Source organism: Nocardia sp. NPDC057272 (genome assembly GCF_042668615.1).
GTDB lineage: Bacteria > Actinomycetota > Actinomycetes > Mycobacteriales > Mycobacteriaceae > Nocardia.
In genome coordinates, this window is the sequence record NZ_JBHUYK010000020.1 from 39267 (window position 1) to 65508 (window position 26242).

Below are 26242 nucleotides of genomic sequence, written 5' to 3' on the forward strand. Positions count from 1 at the left end.
CGGGGCGCCCAAGGGTGGTCGGCCGATCAAGCCGCGCGGGCGGCCCGCAATCCCCACGCGTCGGCCAGCAGGCGGTGTGATTCGAGCCGGTCGGCGTGGTCGTGGGTGATGGTGGTGATCAGCAATTCGTCTGCGCCGGTAACCCTTTGGAGGGCCTCGAGCCGTTCGACCACGGTGGTGGGCGAGCCGACGATCTGCGAAGCCAGGCGATCGTCGACGAGGCGGAGTTGATCCGGGGTGAGCGGGGACGCTGTTGCGGGATCGGGGTATTCGGCCGCGCCGCCGCTGCGGATGCTGTGAACCCAATGTCCGTACGTGCTCGCGAGGTGGCGGGCGGTGTCGTCGTCGGCCGCGGCGACGACGTCCGCCGAGACGATCACGTGCGGTTCGGCCAGCTGAGCCGACGGCCGGAACGCCGCCCGGTACGCCTCGACCGCGTCCAGTGCGGACCCCGGCGCGACGTGGTAGGCGGCCGCAAACGGCAACCCCGACTTGCCTGCCAGCTCGGCGCTTTCGCCCGCCGAACTGCCGAACAGCCACAGCTCGGTGTCGATGCCCTCGCCGGGAACGGCGTGCAGCTCGACACCGCCTGCGGTGAAGTAGCGGCCGTCGAGGAGCGCTTGCACCTCGGCCACCTGGTCGGCGAAGTCCAACGACTCCGCGCCGGGCTGCTGCAGCGCCTCGGCCGAGGCGAGGAACTTCGTGCGGTCGGTGACGCGGCGTGGATCGAACGGTGGCGGCACCACCACACCGTCACGCACCTCGGTCCGGCCGGTGACCGTGTCCAAGATCGGGTGCCCGCCCTTGGTGGTCGTGGCCGCGGCGCCGAACTGGCTGCGCCGATGCCCCGACCGGCCCAGACCCAGATCGAGTCGTCCCGGGTACAGCGCGTCGACGGTGCCGAAGGCCTCCACGATCGAGGCCGAGGTGTGATGGCCCACCTGTACCGCGCCGGTCCCCACCCGGATGCGCGAGGTCGCCGCGGCGACCAACCCGAGCAGCGTCAGCGACGACGAACTCGCCACCGACACGAAATGGTGTTCGGCCAGCCAGTATCGGCGATACCCCCACTGCTCGGCCTGCCGGGCGAGGTCGACGGTATTGCGCAGTGCCTGTGCGGCACTGGAGCCTTCGCTGATCGGTGACAGATCGAGAATCGACAGCGCGACGCTCATAGCTTCGGATCCTGTTCTCCCGCTTCGATCGCCACGCGCAGCCGGTTCTCGCGCGGTGCGACCGGGCAGGTGGCGAAGTCGGTGAACGCGCACGGCAGGTTCACCGCCCGGTTGAAGTCGAGGGTGACGGTGCCGTCGGCCTCGACCGCGCCGACGGCGAGCGAGCGGGCGGCCGGGTAGGTGGTGACGCCGCTGGTGGCGTCGGTGAACAGCACCTTCAGGTCGTCGGGGGTGCCGAAGGCGAGCAGCGCCTCGTGGCTGTCGCCGATGCGGAACTCGATGATTCCCGCGGCGCTGTGGTGGTGCTCGAGCCCGTCGACCACGGCGCCGGTGGTGACGGTGCGTGCTTCGCCGAACGCGGTGAAACGCCCGGTCACCACCCAGCGGGGGTCGGCCGGGTAGGCCGCGACCCCGGTGAACGCGGTCAGTGTCGGCGCGGCCGGATCGTGCACGCGCACCGCGTACTGACCGGAGCGCCGGATCACCTCGAGGACCCTGTCCTCGTTGAGCACGCTCACCCCCGGCGCGCCCTCCACGGGCGTCACGATCTGCACGCCGCCGATCCGCTCGCCGTCCACATCGAGCCGGTCGGCGGGCTGGGCGGTGATGAACACCTTGTCGTCGGTGACCCACCAGGTGCCGGGGACGCCGTCCAGGCGCGCCGGGCTGTCGGTGAGCCAGTGCAACCCCGCCAGGCTGAGCCAGCCGAGGGGATCGCGCAGGCCGTCCTCGCGGGCGTGATGCCAGCGCGCCCAGTCGTCGGCGAATGTCGTGGTGGGGGTCGGGTTCTCGACGGTGATCGTCATGACGCGCGTGCTCCTTCGGCGACGGTGTGGTGGTGGGGGTGACGCAGACCGAGATGGTCGCGCAAGGTAGTGCCGGTGTATTCAGTGCGGAAGCTGCCGCGTTCCTGCAGTTCGGGGACCACGGTGTCGACGAATTCGTCGAGCCCGCCGGGTGTCAGGTGCGGGACGAGGATGAAACCGTCGGACGCGTCGGACTGCACGTACTGGTCGATCTGCTCGGCGACCTGGGCGGGTGTGCCGATGAACTGCTGGCGGGCGGTGACCTCGATGATGAGTTCGCGGATGCTGAGGTCGCCCGCCTCGGCCTGTTCACGCCACGCCTTCGCCACGGCCAGTGGATCTTTCGTGTGCCGGACCCGGCCGCGGGTGATCTCGGCGGCGGCGTCGGGCTCGACATCGGGCAGCGGGCCGTCGGGGTCGTAACCGGAAAGGTCACGGCCCCAAACCTGTTCGAGGAAGGCGATCGCGGTCTGCGGGCTCACCTGCTGGTAGCGGATGTCGCGAGCCCGTTCGTGCGCCTCGTCGGTGGTGTCGCCGAGGACGAACGTGGCCGCCGGCAGCACCAGCAGATCACCGTGTGCGCGACCGTATTTCGCCAGCCGGCCCTTGACGTCGGCGTAGAATTTCTGGCCCGCCTCCAGGGTGCCGTGCCCGGTGAAGATCGCATCGGCGGTCTTCGCACCGAACTCGCGGCCCTCGTCGGAATCGCCCGCCTGCAACAGCACCGGATGCCCCTGCGGACTCGGCGGAACGACGAACGGCGCCGCGAAGTCGAATTGTGAACTGCGGAAGGCGGTGTCAGGAATGTCGCGGGCGAAGATTCCCCGCTCGCGATCGATCACCAGTGAGTCGGTGGGCCAGCTGTCCCACAGTGCCCTGGTCGCGGCGACCACCTGTTCCGCTCGCCGATACCGCTCACCGTGTTCGAGGTAACCACCGCGCCGGAAGTTCTCGCCGGTGAACGCGTCCGAGGAAGTGACCACATTCCACGCGGCCCGACCGCCGGAGAGGTGATCGAGCGAGGCGAACTGCTTGGCGACCTCGAAGGGTTCGTTGTAGGTGCTGTTGATGGTGCCCGCCAGCCCGAGCCGCTCGGTCACCGCCGCCACCGCGTTGAGCACGGTGAAGGTGTCCGGCCTGCCGACCACATCCAGGTCGTGGATCTGCCCGCGATGCTCGCGCAGCCGCAACCCCTCGGCCAGGAAGAAGAAGTCGAAGAGGCCGCGCTCGGCGGTGCGCGCCAGATGCTCGAAGGACACGAAATCGACCTGCGATTTCGAGGCGGGATCGGCCCAGACGGTGGTGTTGTTCACGCCGGGGAAGTGCGCGGCGAGGTGGACTTGCTTGCGTGGTTTCGAGGTCACCGCGCTGCTCCTGTCGTGGCGTATCGGCTGAGTGGACGGGGGAGACCGAGGCGCTCACGCAGGGTCACGGTGGTGGTGCTCGGCGCGACAGCGGACCGATGGGTGGTGAGCTCGGCCAGCGAGGCGTGCAGGGCCAGCGGTCGCAGGACCACGCCGTCGACGGCGTCGGCGCGCGTGATCTCGGCGAGGAGATCGTCGAGCGCGGCGGCGGTACCGACGTGGTGGAATCCGAGCGGCGGGTGGTCGGCTGCCCAGTGATCGAGCTCGCGCACCTCGGCGAGTGCGGCGTCTGCCGAATCTGCCAGGTGCACAGGCAGATCAAGCAGGATCTGCACCGTGTCGGGATCGCGGCCCTCGGCGGCGATCGCCGCGCGCAAGGCCACGCGATGCGCGGCGGCGGCCGCGAGATCGGGGGCGCTGATGCGGATGATGTCGGCGCGGCGAACGGCTACCTCGGTCGACTCGGGGGTGTCGGCGCGGACCGTGATGACGGGTTGGCCCTGCGGCGAACGCGGGGTGATCGACGGGCCCTTGACCGAGAAGTTGTCGCCGGCGAAGTCGATGTAGTGCAGGCGGTCACGGTCGATGAACCGGCCGGTGGGTACGTCGCGGATCTCGGCGCCGTCCTCCCAGCTGTCCCACAACCGGGTCACCACCTCGATCGCTTCGTCGGCCTCGTGCCACAGCGACTTCGGATCTTGTACCGCTTTGCGCCCGAAGGCCTTCGCCTCGACCTCGGTGGTGGACACGGTCACCTCCCACCCCGCGCGGCCCAGGCTCGCGAAGTCGAGCGCGGTCACGGCCTTGGACGCGTGGAACGGTTCGGTGTGGGTGACCGGCACCTGCGGAATCAAGCCGATCCGGCTGGTCAGCGGAGCGGTGCGGGCGGCGATCGCGACGGCGTCGAGCCTGCCGCGGGTCACGGCCGCGCCCCCGGACTGGATGCCGAACGAGTCGGGCAGGAAGACGGCGTCGAACCCGAGCTGCTCGGCCGAGGCGATCACGGCGGTCCAGTAGCCGGCGGTGAACAGGTCTTCGGCGCCGGAATCGGTGCGCCGCCAGGACGCGGGATGCGTTCCGGTGCCCACTGTTTCGATGCCGAGGAACAGTCTGGGCTGGCTCATCGGGTGAGGTCCTTTCCGTCGAGGGGATCGATCCGGGCGCCCGGCGCGGGAATCGCCGCGAGCAGCTCCCTCGTGTACGGGTGTCGCGGATCGGTGAACAGGGTTGCGGTGGGACCGGTTTCGACGACGCGACCGTGGCGCATCACCGCGACCCGGTCGCTGATCCGGCGCACCACGGCCAGGTCGTGGGAGATGAACAGGTAGCCGAGGGCGAGTTCGTGCTGGAGGGTGTCGAGCAGGTCGAGGATCTGCGCCTGCACCGAGGCGTCGAGCGCGGAGACCGGTTCGTCGAGCACCAGCAGGTCGGGGTGCAGGGCCAGCGCGCGGGCGATCGCCACGCGCTGTCGTTGTCCGCCCGACAGTTCCGCGGGCCTGCGTTTCGTGAAATCCGCCGGTAGCGCGACCTGTTCGAGCAGCTCGGCGACGCGTTTCGTCCGGTCGCCGATCCCGTAGGCGCGCAGGGGTTCGGCGATGATGTCGGCGACCTCCCAGCGTGGATCCAGCGAGGAGTACGGGTTCTGATACACCACCTGGAACCGTCGACGCAGCGTGCGCAGGCGGTTTCGGCGGGCGCGGGTGAGGTCGTGGCCGTCGAAGGTGACCGTCCCGCTGTCGGCGTCGGTGAGTCGCAGAGCGATACGCGCCGTCGTCGACTTGCCCGAACCGGATTCGCCGACCAGCGCGAGCGTTTCCCCACGATCGAGACTGAACTCCACATCGTCGACGGCGGTGATGGAGCCCGCTCCCGCGTGGAAGCGCTTGTGCAGGGCGTGAACCGACAGCAACGGTTTTTCCGCTCGGGGTCGCAGGGGCCGGAATTCGGTGGGCGACAGGGCCGGGGACGCGGCGAGCAGGCGCTGCGTGTACGGCTGTGCCGGGTGGTGCAGAACCTGTGCGGTAGTGCCGGATTCGACGACCTTGCCCTGCTCGAGCACCACCAGTCGATCGGCCCGTTCCGCGGCAACGGCCAGGTCGTGGGTGATCAGCAGGACAGCCGTCCCACGGGCCGCGATCCGCTCGGCCAGCCGATCGAGCACCTGCCGCGCCACCGTCGCGTCGAGTGCGCTCGTCGGCTCGTCCGCGATGATCAGCTCCGGCCCGCACGCCAGCGCGATCGCGATCAGCACGCGCTGACGCTGCCCGCCGGACAGCTCGTGCGGATACTGCCGCGCCCGCACCTCCGGGCGATCCAGCCCGACCTCTTCCAGCAGGTCGAGCGCCTGGAGTGCCGCCCCGCGCCGGTCGGCCAGCCGATGCACCAGCAGCGCCTCGGCGACCTGATCACCCACCCGCAGCACCGGATTGAGCGACAGACCCGGATCCTGTGGCACGAATCCCACCCGTGCCCCGCGCAGCCGCCGTAGCGCCTTCTCGTCGCCCGGATCGACCCGCTCACCGGCGAACTCGACCTTGCCCGCCACGATCCCCGCCGAATCCCCGAGCAGCCCGATCACCGCGTGCGCCAAGGTCGATTTTCCCGACCCCGACTCGCCGACGAGGGCGAGGACCTCTCCTCGCGCCACCTCGATCGACACACCGCGCAGCGCGGACACCGGCCCCGCACTGGTCCGATACTCGATATGCAGATCTTCGACCCGGAGCAACGGCTGGTCCGTTCCGGCCGAGCTCAGCGTGGGGCGCGTTCCGTTCGTCCTGTCGCTCATCGTGTTTCGGTCCTTCCAGCGAATCGACCCACCCGCTGAGCCGACAACACGACGGCGATGATGACCAGGCCGGGCAGCGTCGTCAGCCACCAGGCGGAGGCGAGGAAGTTGCGGCCCTCCGAGATCAGCGAACCCCATTCGGGGGTGGGTGGTTTGGTGCCGTAGCCGAGGAAGCTGAGCGAGGACACAGCCAGCACCGCCATGCCGAATTCGACCGCGGCCAAGGCCAGGACCGGCTGGAACGCATTGGGTAGCACATGCCGGACGAGCACCGCGTACCAGCGCACGCCGGACGCGTGCGCGGCCTCGACATAGGGCGCGTGCCGCACCCGCAGCACCTCCGAGCGCATCACCCTGGCGAAGTTCGCGATCAGCGAGACACCCACGGCGACAGCCACATTGCGGGTGCCGAAGCCGAGCGCGGTGACCAGGGCCAGCGCGAGCAGCAGCGACGGGATGGACAGCAGCACATCGACGATCCGCATGATCGCGGTGTCGACGATGCCGCCCGCGGCGCCCGACAGCAGCCCGAGTACCGACCCGACCACCAACGCGATCCCGACCGCGGTGAGCGTGGCGGTGAGCGAGAGCCCCGCACCGTGCACCATCCGCGTGTACAGGTCGCGCCCGAGATTGTCGGTGCCGAACCAGTGCGTCGCGCTGGGGGCCTGGAACTTCTCCGCGGGCACTCCGATCAGCGGATCGCCGGAGGCGAACACCGAGGGCGCCACCGCCCAGCCGACCGCGACGGCCAGCACCACGCCCGACACCACCAGGCCCAGGTGTGCGCGGGCCCATCGGGCAGTTCGGGCCGCTCGGTGCACGCGCGCGACGCCGTGATCGGTCACCGATTCGGGCCGTGCGGTCGGCGCCGGTCGGCGCACGAGGATGTCAACCACGTTCACTCCTTTCGGTGTCGGTGTTCGAGCCGTCCGATTCGCTGGACTTCCCAGCGACGGACACGGCTTCGGCGGGGGTGCCCGCGATGGGTACGGCACGACTGCGCCGCGTCCCGGTGATGCGCGGATCGAGCAGCGGATAGAGCAGGTCGACCGCCAGATTCACGCCGACGAAGATCAGCGCCGAGAGCAGCACCACGCCCTGGACCACGGGGATGTCCTGGTTGAGCACGGAGGTCTGGGTGAGCCGGCCGACGCCCGCGCGGGCGAACACCGACTCCACCACCACCGACCCGGCCAGCATCGTGCCGACCAGCACCCCCGCGATGGTGAACGCGGGCACGCTGGCCAGCCGGGCGATATGACGGCGCTGCACCCACCAGCGGGACGCGCCCTTGGCCAGCGCCACATCGGTGAACGGCTGACGCCAGGTCTGTTGCAGCCCGGCGGCGAGAACCTGGGCGAGCACCGCCCCGATCGGTAGCGCCAGCGTCAGCGCGGGCAGTAGCGTCCCGCGCAGCCCGGTCCCGCCGAAGGCGGGGAACCAGTGCAGCCGGAAGGAGAACAGCTGCAACAGGAGCAGGCCGGTCCAGAATGTCGGCACCGAAACGCCCAGCGGTGGTAGCGCACTCAGGGCGTTGCGCAGCCAAAGCCGTTGCGTGTAGGTAGCGGCGAACGCGAGGATCGTCCCGCCGATGATCGCCAAGAGCAGTGCGAGAGCGGCCAGTCCGAGAGTGGGCGGGACCGCGTCACCGATGGCTTCGGTGACCGGCTGGCCGGTGTTGATGGAGCGGCCCAGATCGCCGCGCAGGGCGTTGCCGAGCGCGGTCAGGTACTGCTCCCACAGCGGCTTGTCCAACCCGTACCGGGCTTGCATCTCCGCTACGGCCGCCTTGTCGACCGGGGTGCCGAGCCCGGCGCCGTCGGCCGCCATCGAGACCGGATCCGAGGGCAGCGCGTACAGCACGAGGAAGGAGATCGTGAACGCCGCCCACAGCACCCAGATCGCCTGCAGTACGCGCGAACCCACGTATCGGCCCATGATCAGTGCCCGCTCAGCCAGGTGTCGAAGAACTGCAGTCGGGCCGAGGCCTCGAACTTCACGTCCTGGGTGTGTCCGGCCACGCCGATCGCCTGCGACAGTTCGATCGTCGGCAGGTACAGGCCGTTGTCGAGCACCAGCTTCTGCACGGTCGCGAGCAGTTCCGCGCGCGCCGCCGGGTCGTTGGTGGCCAGCTGCTTGTCCAGCGCCTCGTCCAGGGCCGGGATCGGGCCACGGGCACTGAGATTGCGACCGGTCAGCGAGAACGAGGTCCGCAGGATGTCACCATCGGCGCGGGTGGAGTTGCCGTAGAAGGAGTCGTAGTCCTTGGTGTTCATCTTCGCGGTGCTCTCCGGTCCGGAGACCAGGTCGAGCTTCAGATCCACCCCGATCTGGCGCAGCTGCTGCTGGGTCAGTTCCAGAATCGCCTGGTTGCCCGCGAACACCTGGCTGAACGTCACCGAGAAGCTCAGGCGCTCACCGTTCTTGGTACGGATGCCGTCGGCGCCGGGCAGCCAGCCCGCCTGGTCGAGGGCGGCCTTGGCCTTGGCCGGGTCGTAGGCGAGCCGGGCCGACTGATCCAGGTACGCCGGGGTGGCCGAGGCCAAGCTGCCGGTCGCGTACTTGAACTGCGGGCCGAGCACGGTGTCGACGAGCTGCTTGCGATCCAGTGCGGGCAGCAGCGCCTGACGCACGGCCTGGTCACGCAGCGGACCACGAGTCACATTGAGCTGGAGGCCGAACGGGGTCCCCGGGTTGGAGGTGGACAGCACCCCGCCGCCCGCGGCCTCGATCTGCGGCGCGTCCTGCGGCAGCGCGTCACTGATCGCGTCGAGCTGACCCGAGGCCAGGCTGCCGGTCCGCACACCCGATTCCGGGACCACGGTGAACTCGATCCTGTCCAGATACGCCTCGCCCTTGTGCCCGAAAACGGCCGAGCCCCAGTTGTATCCGGCACGCTTGGCCAGCGTGGCCGAGGAGTCCTGCTTCCAGCTGGTGTAGGTGAACGGTCCGCTGCCGATGTTGTCGCCCGCGCACCGAGCCTCGGCGGGCTTGGCGTTGGTGGACTGGGCGAGGATGCCCAGCTGCGGGGTCGAGGTGGCCTGCAGGAACTGGGCGTTCGGCTGGCTGAATTCGACACGGGCGGTGAGCTTGTCGACCGCGGTGGTGCCGACATAGTTGGTGAGATAGCTGACCCCGAGTGCTGCCTTCGCCCCGCCGAGCTTGATCGTCGCGTCGAAGGTATCGCGCACCGAGTCCGCGGTGAGCGCGGTGCCGTCGCTGAAGGTCACGCCGTCGGCGAGCTTGAAGGTGAACACCTTCGCGTCCGGGCTGACCTCCCAGCTCTTGGCCAACCAGGGTGTGATCGCGCCGGTCTTCGGGTCCTGATCGGTGAGCGAGTCGACGATCTGGCGGGCGACGTAGATGGTCTGATTACTGGCCGACTGAGCCGGATCCGAGCAGGTCGGGGCCTGGGAGAGACCGTAGCGCAACGTGCCACCGGGCTGCGGCGGTCCGGCCTGACCACCCGAGCCGCCGGTGTCGCTGCCACAGGCGACCACCGTGGTGACGGCGGCCAGGGCGCCGACGGCGGCGGCGATGCGATGACGAGGACGGATCACGAGATAACTCCAGATAATTGGCGGCCAGCGGCCAGAGGACGACTCGGAATGCGGCGGCGCAGCTCGGGCGCCACCTCGGCCTGGAACAGTTCGAGACTGCCCAGGTACTCGGATTCGGTGCGGCCGTCACGTTCGGCGGACAGGTGGATCACCTCGTGCCCGAACTGTTCGTGATAGCGGCCGACCTTGTCGATCACCTGCTCCGGGCTGCCGACCAGCGCCGACGAGCGGGTGACGAAGTCTTCGACGGTCTCGAACACGACCGGATTGCCGACCTTGCGCTGCAGCGAGGTCCGCGCCTCGTACAGCGGACGGAACACCTCGACGGCCTCCTGCGAGGTCCGCGCGACATGGAAGCCCGCGGTGCCCGCGCCGACCAGCGCGTCGGCCGGGTCGTGACCGTAGTGCGCCCAGCGCTCGCGATAGTGGCGGATCAGCGCGGCGTACGGTTCGATCGGATTGGTGACATTTGCCGAGAACACCGGATCACCGTGGCGCGCGGCCAGTTCCACCGACTCCTTGCTCGTTGCACTCCCGTGCCAGATCCGCACCCGCGGCTGCAACGGTCGGGGCAACGCCTTGGCCGCGGCGAGCGAGGGCCGGAACTGTCCCGACCACGTCACTTCCTCGCTGTCCCACAGCGCCCGGAACAGTTCGTACCCTTCCCGATTGCGCTCCCACTGATCCTCGGTGGTGACGTGGTAGAGCTGCGCCTGCGCCGCGCCGTTGCCCTTGCCGATGATCAACTCGAGCCGGCCCTCGGACAGGTTGTCGAGGGTGGAATAGTCCTCGAACGCGCGCACCGGATCGAGCAGGCTCAAGGTGGTGACCGCGGTGAACAGGCTGATCCGCGAGGTGAGGGCCGCGATATGGCTCAACACCACCGGGGGAGCGGCCGACAGGAACGGATCCTCGTGCCGCTCACCGACAGCGAACCCGTCGTAGCCGAATTCCTCGGCGCGCCTGGCCTGTTCGACCACCTCGTGCAGGCGATCACGTGTCGTCGGGACCACACCGGTGACCGGATCGGGTACCCGGGTGATCAGCGTCATCAGCAGGAACTTCATGCGTGGTCTCCCAGCTCGTCGAACGACCTCATGCGGCGGGCTTCTTCGGCAGACCGGGCGGGTTGATCCGCGACTCGGTGACCTTCTCCGAATTCAGGCCCCAGCGGTCGAGGATCTTCTGGTAGCTGCCGTCGGCGATCGCGTGCTGTAGCGCCTTGTGGATCGGGCCGATCAGGCCGTTGTCCTTCTTGGTGAGCGCCGCGATCTCGCCCTGCAGCTGCTCACCCGCGCCGGAGAAGGTGGCGATGATCTTGCCGTCGCTGGTGGCGGAGTGGTACACGGCCGCGGGGTTCGGGCCGATGTAGCCGTCGATGCGCTTGGAAGCCAGCGCCAGGTAGTAGTCGGTGCTCTGCTGGTAGTAGGCGATGTCGACCGGGGGCAGACCCTCGGCGACGTTCTGCTCGTTCCAGCTCACCAGCAGCTGTTCCTGATTGGTGCCCGCGCCGATACCGATCCGCTTGCCCGCCAGGCTCTTGCGGTCGGTGTAGGTGAGCGGACTGTCCTTCGGGACCTCGAGAGCGACGGTGTCGGTGCGGTAGGTAGCGAAGTCGTACTTCTCCTTGCGCTCCTCGGTGACGGTCACATTCGAGATGAACGCGTCCACCTCACCGGAATCCACCCGCACGAAGTTCTGCGACCAGTCCGCCACCTGGATATCGAGCTTCAGGCCCAAGATGTCGGCCACCAGGGTGGCGAAGTCGACCTCGGAGCCGATCACGGTCCGGTCGTCGGTGGCATAGAACCGCAGCGGCGGCACGGAACCGGCGGGACCGGTCACCACCAGCGTGCCGCGGTTACGGATGGCCTGGGGCACCTCGGCGGCGATCGCGTCGACCTTGGCGGCCCGCACCCTGCCCTCCTGGGCGGGGGACAGGTCGTAGGTGATCGCACCGGCCTGCACGGTGTCGGCGGCCTCGGGCTCGGCGGTGCAGCCTGCCGTCAACAGCGTGGCCGCCGCGACGATGCCGATCAGGGTGGAGAGCTTCATCAGTGTCGAAACCTGTTCGTGGGAAGGGATGTTCAGCGGACGCGGGACAGGAACGCCTGCGTGCGCGGGTGTTCGGGGTGGTCGAGAACGCTGGCGGCCTCGCCCTGTTCGACGATCACGCCCTCGTCGAGGAACACGACCGTGTCGGCGACCTCGCGGGCGAAACCGATCTCGTGGGTGACGATCACCAGCGCGGTGCCGCTGTGCGCGAGATCGCGGATCACCGCGAGGACCTCGCCGACCAGCTCCGGGTCGAGTGCGGAGGTGGGCTCGTCGAACAGGATCAGCCGTGGTTTCAAGGCCAGGGCCCGCGCGATGGCCACGCGCTGCTGCTGACCACCGGACAGCCGCCGGGGATAGGCGTCGACGAAATCGGCCAGTCCTACCCGTTCCAGGAGCTGTTTCGCCTCGGCGACCACCTCGCCACGCGGGCGCCGCTGCGCAGAGACCGGGGCGAGCGCCACATTGTCGAGCACCGTGAGATGCGGGAACAGATTGAACTGCTGGAACACGAAGCCGATGCGGCTGCGCTGGGCGCGCACCGCGTGGTCGGGCAGCGAACGCAAGATGTTGCCGCGCTGCCGGTAACCGATCAGCTCACCGTCGATGTGCACGGTGCCCGCGTCCTGCGCTTCCAGATGGTTGAGCACCCGCAGCAGCGTGGACTTGCCGGAGCCGGAGGGCCCGATCACGGCGACCACCTCACCGGCGCGTACCGCCAGATCCACGCCACGCAGTACCTCGGTGCCGCTGTAGGACTTGCGGATTCCGCGCGCCAGCACCGCTGCGGTCATCGGGTTGCTCCTCGGGGTGCGGCCGCACCGGCGGCGATCTCGGTGACCTTGGCGCGGACCCGGTGCCACGGTGTCGGCGGCAGCGCACGCTGCGCGCCCTTGGCGTAGTGCCGTTCGATGTAGTACTGCAGGATCGACAGCGCCGTGGTGAGCACGATGTACCAGACGGTCGCCACCATCAGCAGCGGAACCACCCGGCCGTTGCGGCCGAAGATCACCTGCACCTGGTAGAACAGCTCGGCGATCGCCATCACCGACACGATCGAGGTGCCCTTGAACAGGCTGATCACCTCATTGGCCGCGTTCGGCAGAATCGAGCGCATCGCCTGCGGCAACACGATCGTGCGGAACTGGCGCCAGCGCGGAATCCCCAGCGCCGCCGCCGCTTCGAGCTGACCGTCGTCGACGGCGAGCAGACCCGCCCGGATCAGTTCGGCCGAATACGCCGCCTGATGCAGGGCCAATCCGATCACCGCCGCGGTGAAACCGCTGATCACACCATTGACATCGAACTCGTAGAAGCCGGGGCCGAACGGAATGCCCACGGACAGGCGGGGATACAGGTAGGCGATGTTGAACCAGAACAGCAGCTGCACGATCAGCGGGATCGAACGGAAAGCCCAGATATAGGTCCAGGCGATCACCCGCAGCACGGGATTGTTCGACACCCGCCCGATCGCCAGCAGGGTGCCGAACACGAAACCGAGGGCAGTGCCCCACAGGGTGAGCTCGATGGTCACCCGGAGCGCGGCCAGCACCGACTTCGCGGTGAAGTACTGGGCGAAAGTGCCCCAGTCCCACCCCGGATTGGTGATCAGGCCGTGCGCGAACTGGGCCACCAGCAGCAGAGCGATCGCCGCGACGAGCCAGCGCCACGGGTGCCACGACCCGGCGATCCGGGGCAGGTCGCCGGCGGGCGCCTTGCCGCCGGATTCCGGATCGGCGGGGAGAGCGTCGCCGGGCGGTGCGGGCGCGGTCTCGGCGCCGGAAACGGCAGACGCGGTCATGGGAATCCTTCGGAAAACAGTGGAACGAGGCACAGTGACCTCCACCCGGCCAGCAACGGGTTCGCGATCTGGCGGCGCTCAGGCCGGACAGGTAGACAGCACGAAAATCTCCTCCATCGAACCCGGCAGAAGCACCCACACCCCGAAACGGGCGGGTTGCTGCGACGTCATCGAGCCAGGTCTCTCGGTCGCTCTGGATGGTTGCGCCCCGGTTTTGTGACCCGAGCTGAATCAGCATGTGGCACATGTGCGGTACCCACAACGGTAGAAATCAGCGTGAGCACAGAGGTTGGAACCGGACGCGAGCACGGGCACAATTGCCCCGGTTCGGCGTGGTGGGGGACCCGCGGACCGGGGGCGAGCGGCGATCGGTGGGTTCGCTGGGAAATTGCGACGCGCCGAACGGGCGGTTACTTCACCTGTCCGGAATCCCGCATCGCAGGCGGTAGCGTCGGGGTTCTCTGCGTCGATGAGGAGTACGTCGTGATCATGCCGCGTCGTTCCACCGCACTGACCGCCCTGACGGTTTGCGCCGCTGCGTTGCTGTCGGCTGTGCCGTCGGCCGTTGCCGAACCGGCCGTGCCGGTGGCGCCCGCTGTCACTCGGGACGCACCCGGTGTCACGCCCGCCGCGGGGGCGGGGGATCTTCTCGGTGCCTATCAGAGTGTTGTCGAGACGCTGAAGGCGCTGGGTATCCAGCCGTTCCTCTACCCGACGGTGGCGGCGAACTGTAGCGGTGACGGAGCGGGGCTTGTTCCGGCTGTTGCGGGGGCGGTGCCGGGGCCGTGGCCGGCCAACACACTGCCGATACCCGGGCTCGACCTGTCCGCGGTGAAATCCGGGCAGACTCTGTTCACGTTCCTGCCCTATGGGCTTGCGGCCGATACCGCTGCTACGAAGACGTCCGGGATGCAGGTGGCGTGGCTCAATGTGAGTACCGGGCGTGGGGGGATGGCCTCGATGGGGTCGATTGCCGACATTGTGCGGGCGATGGTGCCTGCTGAGGTTCCTGGTGAATTGCGGCCTCTTGCTGAGACGGCTATTCGGGATTTTCTCTTCGCCGCTATTCCTGTGGGGGGTGTGCGGGCTGTGCCTGTGGATACGGGGCGGGGGACTGTGCTGGCTGCTGTTTTCGGTACTACTGACAATGGTGGGCGGTCGTGCTTTTTCTTTCCGACGGTGGGGATCACCGAGGTGGCTTGAAGGTGGTTGCTCGACTCGGTGTCGAGCGGGTGCGCGGCTGCCCCTCACCCGCTCGGCGGCCCTGATGCGCCTGCGCCGTCGCGGAACTGCGGGTCAGGCGTGGTGGGCTATCGGGTCTTCGGGGGTTACCAGGGGGCGCTGTTTCCAGTGCAGGCGGCCGGTGCGGTGGCGGTGGTGGGAGCGGGTCCACAGGCTGAGGTAGTGGGCCACTGACAGGGGGTGGGCCACGGCTGAGGCGAGGTCGGTTCCGGTGGGGGGCTTGCGGGTTTCGATGGTGCGGGCGGTGAGGCGGCTGGTGACGGCAGCAAGGTAGCCGAGCAGGCCCGCGCGGCGGGTTCGGCCTCGGCCGAGGATCGCGGCCAGCGGGGGAATCCAGTAGGCGAGGGCGGCGAGAATTCCGATGGCTGCGCCGGTGTCGCGGCGGCCGCCGTAGGCCGACCACAGCCAGCGGGTGTAGCCGTCGGTGAGTTCGGTGGTGCCGGTATACATTCGGGTGCTCGCGGCGGGGCCCGCGGTCACCAGGGCGGTGCGATGGCCTGCTCGGCGGATGGCGCGGGCCAGGTCCAGGTCCTCGGTGGCGCTGGCCGCTACGGCCGCGTGGCCGCCGCCGGCGCGGTAGGCCGCGGCGTCGACGGCCAGGAACTGGCCGCACGCTACGGCGGTGGACGGGCGCAGGCTGTGGTTGGCGGGGCCGACGGGCAGGGTCGAAGCCCAGGACCAGGCGAGCAGGGGCTGGATCAGGCGCTCGGCGGTCGAACCGGCGTCCTGTCTCGGCCAGGCCGAGACCAGACCTGCTCCGCGCCTGCGTAATTCGGTTACCGCCGCGGCGATCGCGTGGGGGGCCAAGCGTACGTCCGCGTCGATGAACACCAGGGCGGCCGCGTCGGTGCGGGCGGCCAGGCGCGCGCACGCGGCGGCCTTGCCGGTCCAGCCGGGGGCGGGGTGGGCGGCCGAGCGCAGGACGGTGAAGCGCTCGTCGTCGGCGATCGCGTCGAGTGCGGCTTCGTAGGTGCCGTCGGTGGACGCGTCGTCGAGAATCAGCACGCTCAGGCGGGGGACGCCGATCTGCGCGCGCAGGTCGGCGATCAGCGCGGGCAGGCGCTGCGATTCGTCGCGGGCGGGGACGCACACCGTGACCGGTTCGATCACGCCGGCGACCCCGCGTGGCAGGGTGCGCAAGGTGACCAGGTTGTAGGCGGCGGTGGCCGCGCCGAGCGCGGCCAGACCGGTGCCCGCCCAGGTCAGGTAGCGGGCCGCCGCGCTCATGTCAGCGGCCCAGTCTGCGACTGGAGATTTCGCGCCACATCTCCGAGGGGGAGAAACCGCCGCGCGGTGCGTTGGGCGGGCCGGGGTTGCGATCGCGGAACGCCAGGCCCGCGATCAGCGCGGCCACCGCGAGGGTGATGCCGCCGACGATGCCCGCCCAGCCCGCGAACGAGCGGGTGTTGGGGTCGGCGTACTTCACCTCGGCACGCAGGGTCGACACCTCGCCCGCGGGCAGCTTCCACGACACCGTGTTCTCGCTGTCGGTGGTCTCACGGGTGCCGTTGGTCTTGGCGACGCGGGCCGGGAACGCAACGGAGAACTGCACGTCCGACCCGTGCGGCGGCACCGATTCCAGATCGACCCGCCCGGTGAGACTCACCAGATCGCCGCTGCGCTGGAATTCGAGCGTGAACATGCCCTGTGTCTGATCCGACAGGCCACCGAGCTGGCCGACCTCGCCGAAGGACAGATCGTCGAAGAACACCTGGGTGCCGACGTACCCGTCCTGGTTGTAGTTCTCCACCCGCACCTTCGCCGCCAGCTGCTCCGGCGCCTTCAGCTGCGGCCCCTTGTCGTCGGGCCCCGTCGGCACCACCGCGGCGACGATCCGCCCCGACACGCGATCGTTCGACGACACCCCCATCGACACCTGCACGCGCAGGCACCCGGCCAGCGCGGGCACGAGCAGTGCCAGCAGGACGGCAACGGCCGCGACGCGCCGCGCGGGCACGGAACGACGCGGCGAAGGAGCGGGCATGTCGGCGACGGGACTCGGCTGCACGGTTGACATCGTGCCAGGCTCAGGCCCGAGAGCCCACACGACGGGCCCAGCACTCACCGCCCACCCGCGCCCATCAGGCATTTTCGCCCCGAATCGGGGTGTGTCGCGGCGGGGTCGGCCGCTCAGAACGCGCGTCGTGCGGCCCGCGCACGCAGAAACAACGGGATTCCGAGCACACCGAGACCGAGGAAACCCCAGATGGCCGACGCGGGAAGGCCGAGGAACACCGCGTGCGCGAGGGCCGAGCCGAGCCAGGTCCACGCGAACACCGCGACCGGGACCGCCACCGACGGGTCGCGCGGCGGCGGCAGGAAATGATCGAGCAGGGTGAGAATCACTGCCATGACCACAGCGACGAGCGCCCAGCCCAGGTAGTTGGTGTACGGGATCTCGGGGATGCCGGGCAGGCCCGCGTCGGTGACCGACCAGGTCCATTGGCCGTCGGCCACCATCTGCGGATCGAGGAACAGATCCCAGCCGACCGCGCCGAGGACGAACAGCCCCAGGCGCCCGGCATTCGACCCGCTGAGCAGCCGAGCGCCCGACGCGCTGGGTGGCTGGGCATGCGTGGATGCGGACCGACCGGGGCTGTGCGTGATGGAGGCGCCCGACAGGTGCGCACGGGACACGAGCATGCCCGCGACGATCCAGATCGGGTACAGCCCGCCGGTCCACGCCAACGGCACGGCCAGCGGCACATCGGCGAACGCGGGCCCGAGCCGATCGACGGCGTAGGCGTAGCTGCCGAACGGGAATCCGGTCGCGGTGCCGACGATTTCGGCGGTGAGCCCCAGCCCGGACACGACGACGAAGAACCCGGCGGCCCACCGCAATCCGCGAGTGGTCGCCGCGTGCAGCAGGGCGGTCGAGGCGGACAGCACCACGACCGCGACGGTGATCCGGTCGCGCGCCACCCCCGCGCTCAACGGGTACGTAATCTGCACGAGCACCAGTGCCAGCGCGGCCACGGCCGGTATCGCGCGGCGTGGGTCGGCGCGTAACCAGGCGCGGATCGCGGCGAGGGTACGACGACCTGTGTCGAGGACCGTGCCGGTCATCGATGCTGCCGAACTGCCGGGCCGGAGCTGCCGTGATGCCGACTCCGGCGGTGTGGCGGGCATGCCTTCATCGCTTGCGCAGCGGCGTGAACCGGCGCTTGCGCCCGTCGCCGAGGACCAGGCGGGCCGCGCTGCGCCCGCTGGCTCCGGAGACTCCGCCGCCCGGATGGGTGGATGCGCCGGTGAGGTACAGGCCGGGAGCGCCGGGGACGCGCTGGTCCGACAGCTCGGGCAGCGGCCGCCACAGCATCATCTGATCGAGGGACATCTCCACATGCATGACGTTGCCGCCGCGCAGTCCCATCTCCCGCTCGAGATCGACCGGCGTCTGCACGAATCGCTGGAGCACCGACGAAGTGAAACCCGGGGCGTACCGCTCGACCTCGGCGATGATCCGGTCCGCCTCGTGCTCGGCGTGTGCTGCCCAGTCGCCGCCGTCGGCGAGTTCGTAGGGATGCCACTGCGCCCACAGCGACAGCTGATGTTCGCCCGCGGGTGCGATGGACGGGTCGAGCGCGCTGAAACTCATCGCCAGCACCACCGGGCGTGGCGGCAGCGAACCGGCCATGGCGGCGCCGTGAGCCAGTCGAAGCTGTCGGCGGTCGGAGACGAGAAACTGCAGACCACGGGCGGATTCGGCGGGGGAGGCGCCGGGGTATTCGGGTAGCCGGTCGGTGGCCAGGCGCACCACCATGCCGATGCCGGGGCCGACCCGGATGCGGCGCTGCCAGTCGTCGAGGACCCGGGGGTCGAAATCGCCCGCGCGCAACAGGTCGAGCGTGGACAGGATATGGGAGCCCGCGATCACCGTGTCGGCGTGCAGTGTCCGGCCCGATTCGGTCGTCACCTGCCACCCGGTGCCGGATCGGCGCAGCGAGGTGACGGCGTCGCCGGTGTGCAGCTCGCCACCGTCGGCCCGCAGGCGCGCGATCAACGCCGCGCTGAGCGCCCCACTCCCACCCACCGCACGCCCGGGCGGCAGTGTGTGCATGAGCGCGGCGAACCCGGCCATCGGCGCCGTCCCCGGCTCCGACATCGGCGGACCCGACTGCGCGCCGAACCACGCGAGCGACGCCTTGAGCCGTTCGTCGTCGAACCAGAAGTCCAGTAGCGCGTCACCGGACTGCAGGAACTCCCGTGACAACGCCGATCCGCCGGCCCGCGCGTCCAGCCCCCAGAACGAGCGAACGAGCCTGCCCGGCGTCGGCGGCCCGCCGAACGACCGCATCACCCGTGCGCTGCGCTCGCCCCACACCTCGACGAAGCGGCGATATGCGTCAGCGTCCTTGACACCGCAGGCGGCCGCGATCGAGGCGCACGTCTCGTCGAGATCACGGTGGAACACGATCGGCGGGCGCGCACCGTCGGACGGTGTGAAGCCCCATGGATCACAGTCGAGATAGCGCAACCCGAACCGTTCGAGCTCGAGCTCCTCGATGATCCCGGTGTGCCGGATCATGATGTGCGCCGAAGATCCACGATCAACGAGATGGCCGGGGAATCGTGCCACCGTCGACACCGCGCCACCGGGCACCTCGTCGCGCTCCAGCACCTGCACCCGGTGCCCGGCCCGGGCCAGATAACAGGCCGCGACCAGCGCGTTGTGGCCGGATCCGACCACCACCGTCGTCATGGGCGCGTGGGCGGCATCGGCAGCCTGCGCCCGAGGATGGCGAACGGCCGGGTATCGCCCGCGAACACGAAATTGCGGATCACATCGGTGAATCCGGCCCGCCGGTACAACTTCCAGGCCCGGTTCGCCTCCTCCGGGACTTCCGGGGTCGACAGCAGCACCGCGGCCTCGGCGCGGTCGGCCAGCAGCCGCTCGAGCAGGCGCGCGCCGATCCCACGGCCCTGCGCCGCCGGGTGGACGTGCAGCTCGGTGAGTTCGAAATAGTCGGCGAGCAGGTCACGGGCTGCGGCATCGGGCCATCCGCAGCGCCGCATGCCGGTCTGTACCTGCTGGTGCCACCACTGCCGCGGCGCACCGCTGTACCCGTAGGCGATCGCCAGGATCGGCGCGGTGCGCAGGTCGACGCCGCCCGCGTCGTCGGGCAGCACCGCGGCCACCGCCCGCCAGCCGGCCCTGGTGGTGTGTTCGGTCCACATCGGGGCGCGGTGATGTTCGGTGCCACGGGGGTAGTCCATGGCGGCGACATAGACCGACAGGGCGTCGTGCAGGCGTGCGCGCAGGGCGGCGACGCTGAGGTCGACGATGACGGGTGCGGGGGTGTGATTCGGCTTGACGGCTGTCATGGCTCTCGTCGATGGCGCGCGGACGCGGAAAGTTGTCGGTGGGTGTCCCTATATTCAATCTCAATTCAAACGTTCGAATGTTAGTTCGATCAGTGCGAGGGGCGAAAGGGGCAGCAGATGGCTGGTCACAACGATGGTCGAGCGCGCGCGGGCCACGACGGGCGCGCCGGCGGACTACTACGCCAGGCCGATGCGCTGCTCACCGATTCCGCCTGGGAGCACGAACCGGGGGAGCGGTTCCGTACCGCGTACCTGGCCGCGCTGCGCGGCGCCGGCTCGATGATCGCGCTCACCGGCGCCGATCGCGCGCCGCGAGCACGGTCGCGTAGCGCCTGGGTGTTACTGAGACGCGCCAGCCCGGAGTTCGTGATGTGGGCCGACTACTTCGAGGCGCACTCGCAATTACGGGCCGCGTTGGAGGCCGGATTGGACCGAGCGATCACCGACACACAAGCTGACGAGTTCTGCTCACGGGTGGGCGCATTCCTCTACGACGTCGACGATGCGCTGGTAGCCGCGGCTAAGAGCCTCCCGCAGCCGAGTCGTGGCCGCGACATGACCGCTTAGTTATGACCGAGTAGGTGGTACGCCACCGATCGAACTCGTATCATGGGGAGCAGATAGCCGCCAAGGTCGGCTACCCGTCGCCTACCCGGAGGCGACCAGCCACGCCTAGTGCCGGGGGAGGTACCGTGCCACTCTCCGAGCACGAGCAGCGCATGCTCGAACAGATCGAGAGCGCTCTCTATGCTGAGGATCCGAAGTTCGCCTCGTCCGTCCGCGGCGGACGTCTTCGCTCCACGTCGAGTCGACGCAGACTCCAAGCTGCGGCGTTGTTCGCCGTCGGCCTTTTTCTGCTCGTCGCCGGCATCGCCGCCCCGTTCAAGCCGGGCGGTTTCCCGATCATCAGTCTCGTCGGATTCATCGCCATGTTCGGCGCTGGTGTCCTGTTGATGATCGGCAACTCGCGTCGCGCCGCCCGACCGGACGCGACCGAGCCTCCCGCGGCGGGCAGCGGCCCGACCACGGGGCACCCGGCCCGTGGTGGTCGCCAGCGCAAGTCCGGCGGCTTCTCCGAGCGAATGGAAGACCGATTCCGGCGACGGTTCGAGCAGGAATAGCTCAGACCTAGCCGACTACGTTGGCGGCGCCACATCCAGTACGGGTGTGGCGCCGCTTTCGTGCGTCTACGGGCGTGCTGACTGTCAGAACGGCAGGCCAGGGCGGTTCCCCCACCTTCCCCACCGCTCCCCACACTTCCCCCACCCGGTCACTCGGCCGACGTCGCACCTGCGATGTTTGCTGAACGTTGTCGGAACGAGGGGTTGCCGACCCGCGCGGGTTGCCCGAACACGGGATAACCGCGAATCTCAGTGATAGCTGGGATGACCTGCGGAATTGTGTTGGCGGGGAGCAGGATCACTCAGGGTTTCGATTGAAAGTGGGGGAAAGTGGGGTAATGTGGGTCGCGCACTACAGGAGAGGCCGTACGGCGAGGTGAATCCAGTAGGGAGGTGGCCGAGATGTTCCTCGGTACCTACACCCCCCGATTGGACGACAAAGGGCGGCTGACGTTGCCTGCGAAGTTTCGAGACGATCTGGCGGGAGGGTTGATGGTCACGAAAGGCCAAGACCACAGCCTGGCCGTGTATCCGAAAGACGAGTTCACCGCGCTCGCGCGGCGAGCCGCGTCGGCGTCCCGAAGTAACCCGCAGGCAAGGGCTTTCGTCCGAGCGCTGGCGGCGGGCACCGACGAGCAACGTCCGGACGCGCAGGGCCGGATCACGCTGTCGCCGGACCATCGGCGCTATGCGAACCTCTCGCGGGATTGCGTGGTGATCGGTTCGGTCGACTTCCTCGAAATATGGGATAAGCAGGCGTGGGAGACCTACCTCGAAGAACACGAGGAGGACTACGCGCAAGCCGGAGACGAGTCGCTGGGCGGAATCTTCTGACCCGGAGCACGCGAGTGCTGCGAGGCCTCTGCCCGGGCGTGGACCCTGACGTACTTCCCCGACGCCAGGTGCCTTGCCCCGGTCAGAGACCTCGAAGCATTCGCATCAACTCGTTCGACAAGCACTCATTCGAAAAGCACTGTGTGGCACGGCGATCCGTCTGCGACGCGAGGCAGTATCCCGGGAGGTCGAGGTGAACCATGACGCCGAGAACCCCCGTCATGTGCCGGTTCTGCTCGAGCGCGCCGACGATCTGCTCGGCCCCGCGCTGAGCGAACCGGGCGCCGTCTACATCGACGCGACCCTCGGATTGGGCGGGCACGCCGAGCATTTCCTGCGCACCTACCCGCAAGCGCGGCTGGTCGGTCTCGACCGCGACACCACCGCGTTGCGCATGGCAGGCGAGCGCCTGGCGCCCTACGCCGACCGGATCACGCTGGTACACACCCGATACGACGGCATCCCCGCGGCCCTGGCCGAAGCGGGGCTCGACGAAACCGGTTCCGTCTCAGCCATCCTCATGGATTTGGGCGTGTCCTCGATGCAGCTCGACGAGGCCGAACGCGGCTTCGCGTACTCCGTCGACGCACCGCTGGACATGCGCATGGACCCGACCACCGGGATCACCGCGGCCGACGTGCTCAACACCTACAGCCACGGCGACCTGGCCAGGGTGCTGAAAACCTATGGCGACGAACGGTTCGCGGGCAAGATCGCCTCGGAGGTGCTGCGCAGGCGGGCGGTCAAGCCGTTCGCCACCAGCGCCGAACTCGTCGAGGTGCTCTACGCGACCATTCCGGCCGCGGCGCGCCGCACCGGCGGGCATCCGGCCAAGCGCTCGTTCCAGGCGCTGCGGGTGGAGGTCAACGGTGAGCTCGACTCGCTGCGGGCGGCCCTGCCCGCGGCACTGGATTCACTGCGTGTGGGCGGACGGATCTGCGTCATGTCGTACCAGTCGCTCGAAGACCGGCTGGTCAAGCACGAACTCGCGCCACGGATCGTGTCCCGGTCGCCGATGGACCTGCCGGTCGAACTGCCCGGCATGGGACCGGAATTCCGGATGCTGACCCGTGGAGCGGAAAAAGCGACCGAGTCCGAGATCGAGGTCAATCCGCGATCCGCGCCGGTGCGGATGCGCGCGGCCGAACGAATCGCGGAGAGGTCAGGGAGGACACAGGAGGGGACACGATGAGCGTGCGGACGAGCACAGTCGCGGTGCCGAGCAAAGCGGCCCGGCGCGTGGAGGCGGCCGAACGGGTGAAGTCCGGTGCGGCACAGCGGGCCTATGCCCGCAAGCGCACCAGGGAACAGCTGCTCGACGGCATCGAACTGCCCGAACCGTCCTCGACGATGGCGGGGCGGATCCCGTTCGTCACCGCGATCATCGGACTGCTCGGCTGCGGCCTCGCCCTGACCCTGTTGCTCACCACCCGTGCCGCCGAGGACAGCTACCAGCTCGGTGACGCCAGGGCGGTCAACCGCAAGCTCGACGACGAGCGGGCCGCGCTGCAGCGCGAGGTCGCCGCCGCCGACTCCGCTCCCGAATTGGCCGCCCGTGCACGTGAGCTCGGCATGATCCCCGCGAAGGATCCGGCCCGGCTGGTGATCGGCGCCGACGGCGAGGTCACCGTGATCGGTAACCCGACGCCCGCGCAGGGTGCGCCGGTGCCGCCGCTCAACGGTCCGCCCACCACCGCCCCGAACACCCCGGCGCCGGGACACGCCCAGGCGCAGGGCGAGCGGGTCGTCCCGGTGCAGCCGGGTGCGGCCACCGCGAGTCCGAGCGCGCCCAACGGTGCCGCGCCCAACAGCGTTCCGGCGAACGTGCTCGCGTCTCCGCCCGCGCCGACGGCCCCCACCGTGAACGCGCCGCAGCCCGCGGTCGCTCCGGCCCCGGTCGACGCGGCCGTCCCCGCTCCGGCGAACGGTCAGGCACCGGCGGCGAACGGTGAAGCCCCCGCTCCGGTGGACGGCGCTGCCCCGGCCCCGCTCGCCCCGGCGACGGTGCCCGATCGCATCGACGTCGCGGGTCAGGGTGAACCACTGGTCTCGGCCGACACGCCCGCGCTCGCACCGGGTGTCGTGGCCGACCCGCCGATTCCCGCCGGTGCGCCGTTACCGGGTGCGGTGGCTCCGGCCCCCGGACTACGGGCCCCTTCGGCCGGACCGCCTAGTGAACAGCCGCAGGTTGTCGAATCGCAGGATGGTCCTCGATGAAGCAGAGCGGGCCCGCGTCGCAGCAGCGACGCGGGCCGGTCTCGTCGAGGGCCCGCCGCGCAGGCTCGCTCTCGCCGGACCGGCCGATCCGCCTGCGCCTCGGCGTCGGCCGGGTCACCCTGCTGGCCACGTTGGCCGTGGTCGCGTTGCAGCTGCTCTACATTCAGAGTCTCGCCGCTCCCGCGCTGTCGGCGCAGGCGGCCTCGCAGCGCACCATCAAGGCCACCGAGGCGGCCGTGCGCGGCCCCATTACCGACCGGCACGGCAACCAGCTCGCCTTCACCCTCACCGTGAAAGCTCTGACCTTCCAGCCGGTGACGGAGCGCGAGAAAATGGTCGAAGCCAAGAAGCTGAAGCCCAGTGCGCCGGACCCCGAACAGCGGCTGAAGGACATCGCGAAGTTCATCCACGAGAAGCTCGGCGCGCCCACCGAGCAGGAACTGCTCGACAAGCTCAAGAGCGACAAGAAGTTCCACTATCTGGCCAAGAACGTCGATCCGCGCGTGGCTGCCGAGATCACCGCCAAGTTCCCGGAGGTCGGTGCCGAACGGCAGGACCTGCGCGAGTACCCGGGTGGCTCGCTGGCGTCCAATGTCGTCGGCGCGATCGGCGGCGATCGGCACGGTCAGATGGGGCTGGAATCGGCGCTGGACTCGGTGCTGTCGGGTACCGACGGTTCGCGCACCTACGACCAGGGTTCCGACGGTGCGGTGATCCCCGGCAGTTACCGGGATCTGCAGCCGGCGGTGAACGGCTACGGCGTCGAGCTGACTCTCGACGCGGACCTGCAGTACTACGTGCAGCAGCAGGTGCAACAGGCCAAACAGGTGTCCGGCGCGTCCTCCGCCTCGGCCGTTGTGCTCGACGCCAAGACCGGCCAGGTGCTCGCGATGGCCAACGACGGTACCTTCAACCCCGCACTGGGCCCGAACCATTGGGCCTCGGGCAAGATGGGCAACCCCTCGGTCTCCGAACCCTTCGAACCCGGCTCGGTGAACAAGATCATCACCGCGGCGGCCGCCATCGAATACGGCGTGACCACCCCTGACGAAGTACTCCAGGTGCCGGGCTCGATCCGGATGTCGGGCGTCACGGTGAACGACGCGTGGCAGCACGACGTCGCGCCCTATACGACCACCGGCATCTTCGGAAAGTCCTCCAACGTCGGCACTCTCATGCTGGCCCAGCGCGTGGGCGAGGACCGCTTCGCCGACATGGTCACCCGCTTCGGGCTCGGCCAGCGCACCGGCGTCGGCCTGCCCGGCGAGAGCGGCGGCCAGGTACCCGCCCGCGACCAGTGGTCCGGCGGTTCCTTCGCGAATCTGCCCATCGGTCAGGGGCTCTCGATGACGACCCTGCAGATGACGGCCATGTACCAGGCCATCGCCAACGACGGCCTGCGGATCCCGCCGCGCATCGTCAAGGCCAAGGTCGCCCCCGACGGCACCCGCACCGAGGAGTTGCAGCCCGACGGCGTGCGCGTGGTCAGCCCGCAGACCGCGCACACCCTGCGTGAGCTGTTCCAGGCGACCGTGCAGAAGGACCCGATGGGCGTCCAGATGGGCACCGGCGCGCCCGCCTCGATCGAGGGGTACCAGGTGGCGGGCAAGACCGGCACCGCGCAGAAGGTCGACCCCGCGTGCCGTTGCTATTCGACCTCGTCGTTCTACAGCACGTTCGCCGGGATGGCGCCCGCCGACAACCCCCGTTACGTGATCGGCATGATGCTCGACGCGCCCGTGCGCAGCTCCGACGGCACCGGGGGCGGCTCGGCCGCACCGCTGTTCCACAGCATCGCCTCCTGGGCGTTGCAGCGCGACCGGGTGCCGCCCTCCCCGGAGGCCAAGCGACTGGTGCTGGAGGCGGTGTCATAACGGCTGGTGCCGCAGTTCTCGGCCCCTTCGTCGCACCTTCCGCTCAGTCCGGCGGCGGGCGGGCCGAGAACACCGATTAA

At 69.4% G+C, this 26242-nt stretch carries 24 protein-coding genes and 1 riboswitch; of the genes, 7 read left to right on the top strand and 17 right to left on the bottom strand.

The features are described from left to right. Positions 1-26 precede the first annotated feature (26 nt). From ACFULV_RS24275 to ACFULV_RS24330, 12 genes are all read right to left on the bottom strand, one after another. Positions 27-1175 carry an LLM class flavin-dependent oxidoreductase gene (locus tag ACFULV_RS24275; RefSeq protein ID WP_378660438.1) on the bottom strand — a complete coding sequence of 383 codons (1149 nt, stop codon included), beginning with the start codon at positions 1173-1175 and terminating at the stop codon, positions 27-29. Continuing rightward, positions 1172-1981 carry a DUF1684 domain-containing protein gene (locus tag ACFULV_RS24280; RefSeq protein ID WP_378660441.1) on the bottom strand — a complete coding sequence of 270 codons (810 nt, stop codon included), beginning with the start codon at positions 1979-1981 and terminating at the stop codon, positions 1172-1174. Before ACFULV_RS24280 ends, ACFULV_RS24275 begins: the two co-directional genes overlap by 4 nt. Then, a complete protein-coding gene (locus ACFULV_RS24285) occupies positions 1978-3345 on the bottom strand; it encodes an NtaA/DmoA family FMN-dependent monooxygenase (protein ID WP_378660444.1) in 1368 nt (455 codons plus the stop codon). The genes ACFULV_RS24280 and ACFULV_RS24285 overlap by 4 nt, the downstream gene beginning before the upstream one ends. Further along, the gene (locus tag ACFULV_RS24290) at positions 3342-4469 is read right to left on the bottom strand and encodes an LLM class flavin-dependent oxidoreductase (protein ID WP_378660447.1); all 1128 of its coding nucleotides are present in this window, start codon (positions 4467-4469) and stop codon (positions 3342-3344) included. The genes ACFULV_RS24285 and ACFULV_RS24290 overlap by 4 nt, the downstream gene beginning before the upstream one ends. Further along, positions 4466-6133 (bottom strand): dipeptide ABC transporter ATP-binding protein, encoded by a 1668-nt coding sequence (locus ACFULV_RS24295; protein WP_378660450.1) that lies wholly within the window; start codon positions 6131-6133, stop codon positions 4466-4468. The genes ACFULV_RS24290 and ACFULV_RS24295 overlap by 4 nt, the downstream gene beginning before the upstream one ends. Then, on the bottom strand, positions 6130-6957 hold the full coding sequence (locus tag ACFULV_RS24300; RefSeq protein ID WP_378660576.1) for an ABC transporter permease: 828 nt from the start codon (positions 6955-6957) through the stop codon (positions 6130-6132). Before ACFULV_RS24300 ends, ACFULV_RS24295 begins: the two co-directional genes overlap by 4 nt. A 67-nt stretch (positions 6958-7024) precedes the next feature. After that, positions 7025-8074 (bottom strand): ABC transporter permease, encoded by a 1050-nt coding sequence (locus ACFULV_RS24305; protein ID WP_378660453.1) that lies wholly within the window; start codon positions 8072-8074, stop codon positions 7025-7027. A gap of 2 nt (positions 8075-8076) precedes the next feature. Next, the gene (locus ACFULV_RS24310; protein ID WP_378660456.1) at positions 8077-9696 is read right to left on the bottom strand and encodes an ABC transporter substrate-binding protein; all 1620 of its coding nucleotides are present in this window, start codon (positions 9694-9696) and stop codon (positions 8077-8079) included. Beyond that, positions 9693-10763, bottom strand: a complete 1071-nt coding sequence (locus ACFULV_RS24315; protein WP_378660459.1) for an LLM class flavin-dependent oxidoreductase — start codon at positions 10761-10763, stop codon at positions 9693-9695. Before ACFULV_RS24315 ends, ACFULV_RS24310 begins: the two co-directional genes overlap by 4 nt. Before the next feature lie 28 nt (positions 10764-10791). Further along, on the bottom strand, positions 10792-11751 hold the full coding sequence (locus ACFULV_RS24320; RefSeq protein WP_378636648.1) for an ABC transporter substrate-binding protein: 960 nt from the start codon (positions 11749-11751) through the stop codon (positions 10792-10794). A 32-nt stretch (positions 11752-11783) separates the two neighbouring features. Continuing rightward, entirely contained in the window at positions 11784-12545 is a 762-nt protein-coding gene (locus ACFULV_RS24325) for an amino acid ABC transporter ATP-binding protein (protein WP_378660462.1), read from the bottom strand. Beyond that, positions 12542-13552 carry an amino acid ABC transporter permease gene (locus tag ACFULV_RS24330; RefSeq protein ID WP_378660465.1) on the bottom strand — a complete coding sequence of 337 codons (1011 nt, stop codon included), beginning with the start codon at positions 13550-13552 and terminating at the stop codon, positions 12542-12544. The genes ACFULV_RS24325 and ACFULV_RS24330 overlap by 4 nt, the downstream gene beginning before the upstream one ends. A 110-nt stretch (positions 13553-13662) precedes the next feature. After that, a riboswitch (SAM riboswitch) is annotated at positions 13663-13756 on the bottom strand. A gap of 285 nt (positions 13757-14041) precedes the next feature. Between ACFULV_RS24330 and ACFULV_RS24335 the strand changes: the two genes are divergently transcribed. Further along, positions 14042-14755 (top strand): hypothetical protein, encoded by a 714-nt coding sequence (locus ACFULV_RS24335; protein WP_378660579.1) that lies wholly within the window; start codon positions 14042-14044, stop codon positions 14753-14755. A gap of 93 nt (positions 14756-14848) precedes the next feature. Here ACFULV_RS24335 and ACFULV_RS24340 read toward each other — a convergent pair whose 3' ends face one another. From ACFULV_RS24340 to ACFULV_RS24360, 5 genes are all read right to left on the bottom strand, one after another. Beyond that, entirely contained in the window at positions 14849-16021 is a 1173-nt protein-coding gene (locus ACFULV_RS24340) for a glycosyltransferase family 2 protein (RefSeq protein ID WP_378636659.1), read from the bottom strand. Between the two features lies 1 nt (position 16022). Then, a complete protein-coding gene (locus tag ACFULV_RS24345) occupies positions 16023-16778 on the bottom strand; it encodes an LppM family (lipo)protein (RefSeq protein ID WP_378660581.1) in 756 nt (251 codons plus the stop codon). Between the two features lie 146 nt (positions 16779-16924). Next, positions 16925-17923, bottom strand: coding sequence for a carotenoid biosynthesis protein (locus tag ACFULV_RS24350; RefSeq protein ID WP_378660468.1), 999 nt, complete (start codon positions 17921-17923; stop codon positions 16925-16927). Between the two features lie 4 nt (positions 17924-17927). Further along, positions 17928-19493, bottom strand: a complete 1566-nt coding sequence (locus ACFULV_RS24355; RefSeq protein WP_378660470.1) for a phytoene desaturase family protein — start codon at positions 19491-19493, stop codon at positions 17928-17930. Continuing rightward, complete coding sequence (locus ACFULV_RS24360; protein ID WP_378636667.1) at positions 19490-20116, bottom strand: GNAT family N-acetyltransferase; 627 nt, start codon at positions 20114-20116, stop codon at positions 19490-19492. Before ACFULV_RS24360 ends, ACFULV_RS24355 begins: the two co-directional genes overlap by 4 nt. Before the next feature lie 117 nt (positions 20117-20233). On the opposite strand from ACFULV_RS24360, the gene ACFULV_RS24365 reads away from it, so the two are divergent. The 6 genes from ACFULV_RS24365 (at position 20234) to ACFULV_RS24390 (ending at position 26162) form a co-directional block, all read left to right on the top strand. After that, complete coding sequence (locus tag ACFULV_RS24365; RefSeq protein ID WP_378660473.1) at positions 20234-20683, top strand: SAV_6107 family HEPN domain-containing protein; 450 nt, start codon at positions 20234-20236, stop codon at positions 20681-20683. A 125-nt stretch (positions 20684-20808) separates the two neighbouring features. Then, entirely contained in the window at positions 20809-21237 is a 429-nt protein-coding gene (locus tag ACFULV_RS24370) for a DUF3040 domain-containing protein (protein WP_378636672.1), read from the top strand. A 402-nt stretch (positions 21238-21639) separates the two neighbouring features. Continuing rightward, positions 21640-22071 carry a division/cell wall cluster transcriptional repressor MraZ gene (gene mraZ / locus ACFULV_RS24375; RefSeq protein ID WP_056816815.1) on the top strand — a complete coding sequence of 144 codons (432 nt, stop codon included), beginning with the start codon at positions 21640-21642 and terminating at the stop codon, positions 22069-22071. 193 nt (positions 22072-22264) lie between these two features. Then, the gene (rsmH, locus tag ACFULV_RS24380; RefSeq protein WP_378636675.1) at positions 22265-23263 is read left to right on the top strand and encodes a 16S rRNA (cytosine(1402)-N(4))-methyltransferase RsmH; all 999 of its coding nucleotides are present in this window, start codon (positions 22265-22267) and stop codon (positions 23261-23263) included. Continuing rightward, positions 23260-24288: a hypothetical protein gene (locus ACFULV_RS24385; protein WP_378660475.1), complete on the top strand. Its 1029-nt coding sequence runs from the start codon at positions 23260-23262 to the stop codon at positions 24286-24288. Before rsmH ends, ACFULV_RS24385 begins: the two co-directional genes overlap by 4 nt. Beyond that, complete coding sequence (locus tag ACFULV_RS24390) at positions 24285-26162, top strand: peptidoglycan D,D-transpeptidase FtsI family protein (RefSeq protein ID WP_378636680.1); 1878 nt, start codon at positions 24285-24287, stop codon at positions 26160-26162. Before ACFULV_RS24385 ends, ACFULV_RS24390 begins: the two co-directional genes overlap by 4 nt. Positions 26163-26242: the final 80 nt, after the last annotated feature.

Coding starts and splice junctions, on each gene's coding strand:
- ACFULV_RS24295 (WP_378660450.1), bottom strand. CDS start 6,133: ATGAGCGACAGGACGAACGGAACGCGCCCCACGCTGAGCTCGGCCGGA.
- ACFULV_RS24365 (WP_378660473.1), top strand. CDS start 20,234: ATGGCTGGTCACAACGATGGTCGAGCGCGCGCGGGCCACGACGGGCGC.
- ACFULV_RS24360 (WP_378636667.1), bottom strand. CDS start 20,116: ATGACAGCCGTCAAGCCGAATCACACCCCCGCACCCGTCATCGTCGAC.
- ACFULV_RS24280 (WP_378660441.1), bottom strand. CDS start 1,981: ATGACGATCACCGTCGAGAACCCGACCCCCACCACGACATTCGCCGAC.
- ACFULV_RS24305 (WP_378660453.1), bottom strand. CDS start 8,074: ATGGGCCGATACGTGGGTTCGCGCGTACTGCAGGCGATCTGGGTGCTG.
- ACFULV_RS24340 (WP_378636659.1), bottom strand. CDS start 16,021: ATGAGCGCGGCGGCCCGCTACCTGACCTGGGCGGGCACCGGTCTGGCC.
- ACFULV_RS24390 (WP_378636680.1), top strand. CDS start 24,285: ATGAAGCAGAGCGGGCCCGCGTCGCAGCAGCGACGCGGGCCGGTCTCG.
- ACFULV_RS24350 (WP_378660468.1), bottom strand. CDS start 17,923: ATGCCCGCCACACCGCCGGAGTCGGCATCACGGCAGCTCCGGCCCGGC.
- ACFULV_RS24385 (WP_378660475.1), top strand. CDS start 23,260: ATGAGCGTGCGGACGAGCACAGTCGCGGTGCCGAGCAAAGCGGCCCGG.
- mraZ (WP_056816815.1), top strand. CDS start 21,640: ATGTTCCTCGGTACCTACACCCCCCGATTGGACGACAAAGGGCGGCTG.
- ACFULV_RS24315 (WP_378660459.1), bottom strand. CDS start 10,763: ATGAAGTTCCTGCTGATGACGCTGATCACCCGGGTACCCGATCCGGTC.
- ACFULV_RS24330 (WP_378660465.1), bottom strand. CDS start 13,552: ATGACCGCGTCTGCCGTTTCCGGCGCCGAGACCGCGCCCGCACCGCCC.
- ACFULV_RS24355 (WP_378660470.1), bottom strand. CDS start 19,493: ATGACGACGGTGGTGGTCGGATCCGGCCACAACGCGCTGGTCGCGGCC.
- ACFULV_RS24335 (WP_378660579.1), top strand. CDS start 14,042: ATGCCGCGTCGTTCCACCGCACTGACCGCCCTGACGGTTTGCGCCGCT.
- ACFULV_RS24275 (WP_378660438.1), bottom strand. CDS start 1,175: ATGAGCGTCGCGCTGTCGATTCTCGATCTGTCACCGATCAGCGAAGGC.
- ACFULV_RS24320 (WP_378636648.1), bottom strand. CDS start 11,751: ATGAAGCTCTCCACCCTGATCGGCATCGTCGCGGCGGCCACGCTGTTG.
- ACFULV_RS24325 (WP_378660462.1), bottom strand. CDS start 12,545: ATGACCGCAGCGGTGCTGGCGCGCGGAATCCGCAAGTCCTACAGCGGC.
- ACFULV_RS24345 (WP_378660581.1), bottom strand. CDS start 16,778: ATGCCCGCTCCTTCGCCGCGTCGTTCCGTGCCCGCGCGGCGCGTCGCG.
- ACFULV_RS24290 (WP_378660447.1), bottom strand. CDS start 4,469: ATGAGCCAGCCCAGACTGTTCCTCGGCATCGAAACAGTGGGCACCGGA.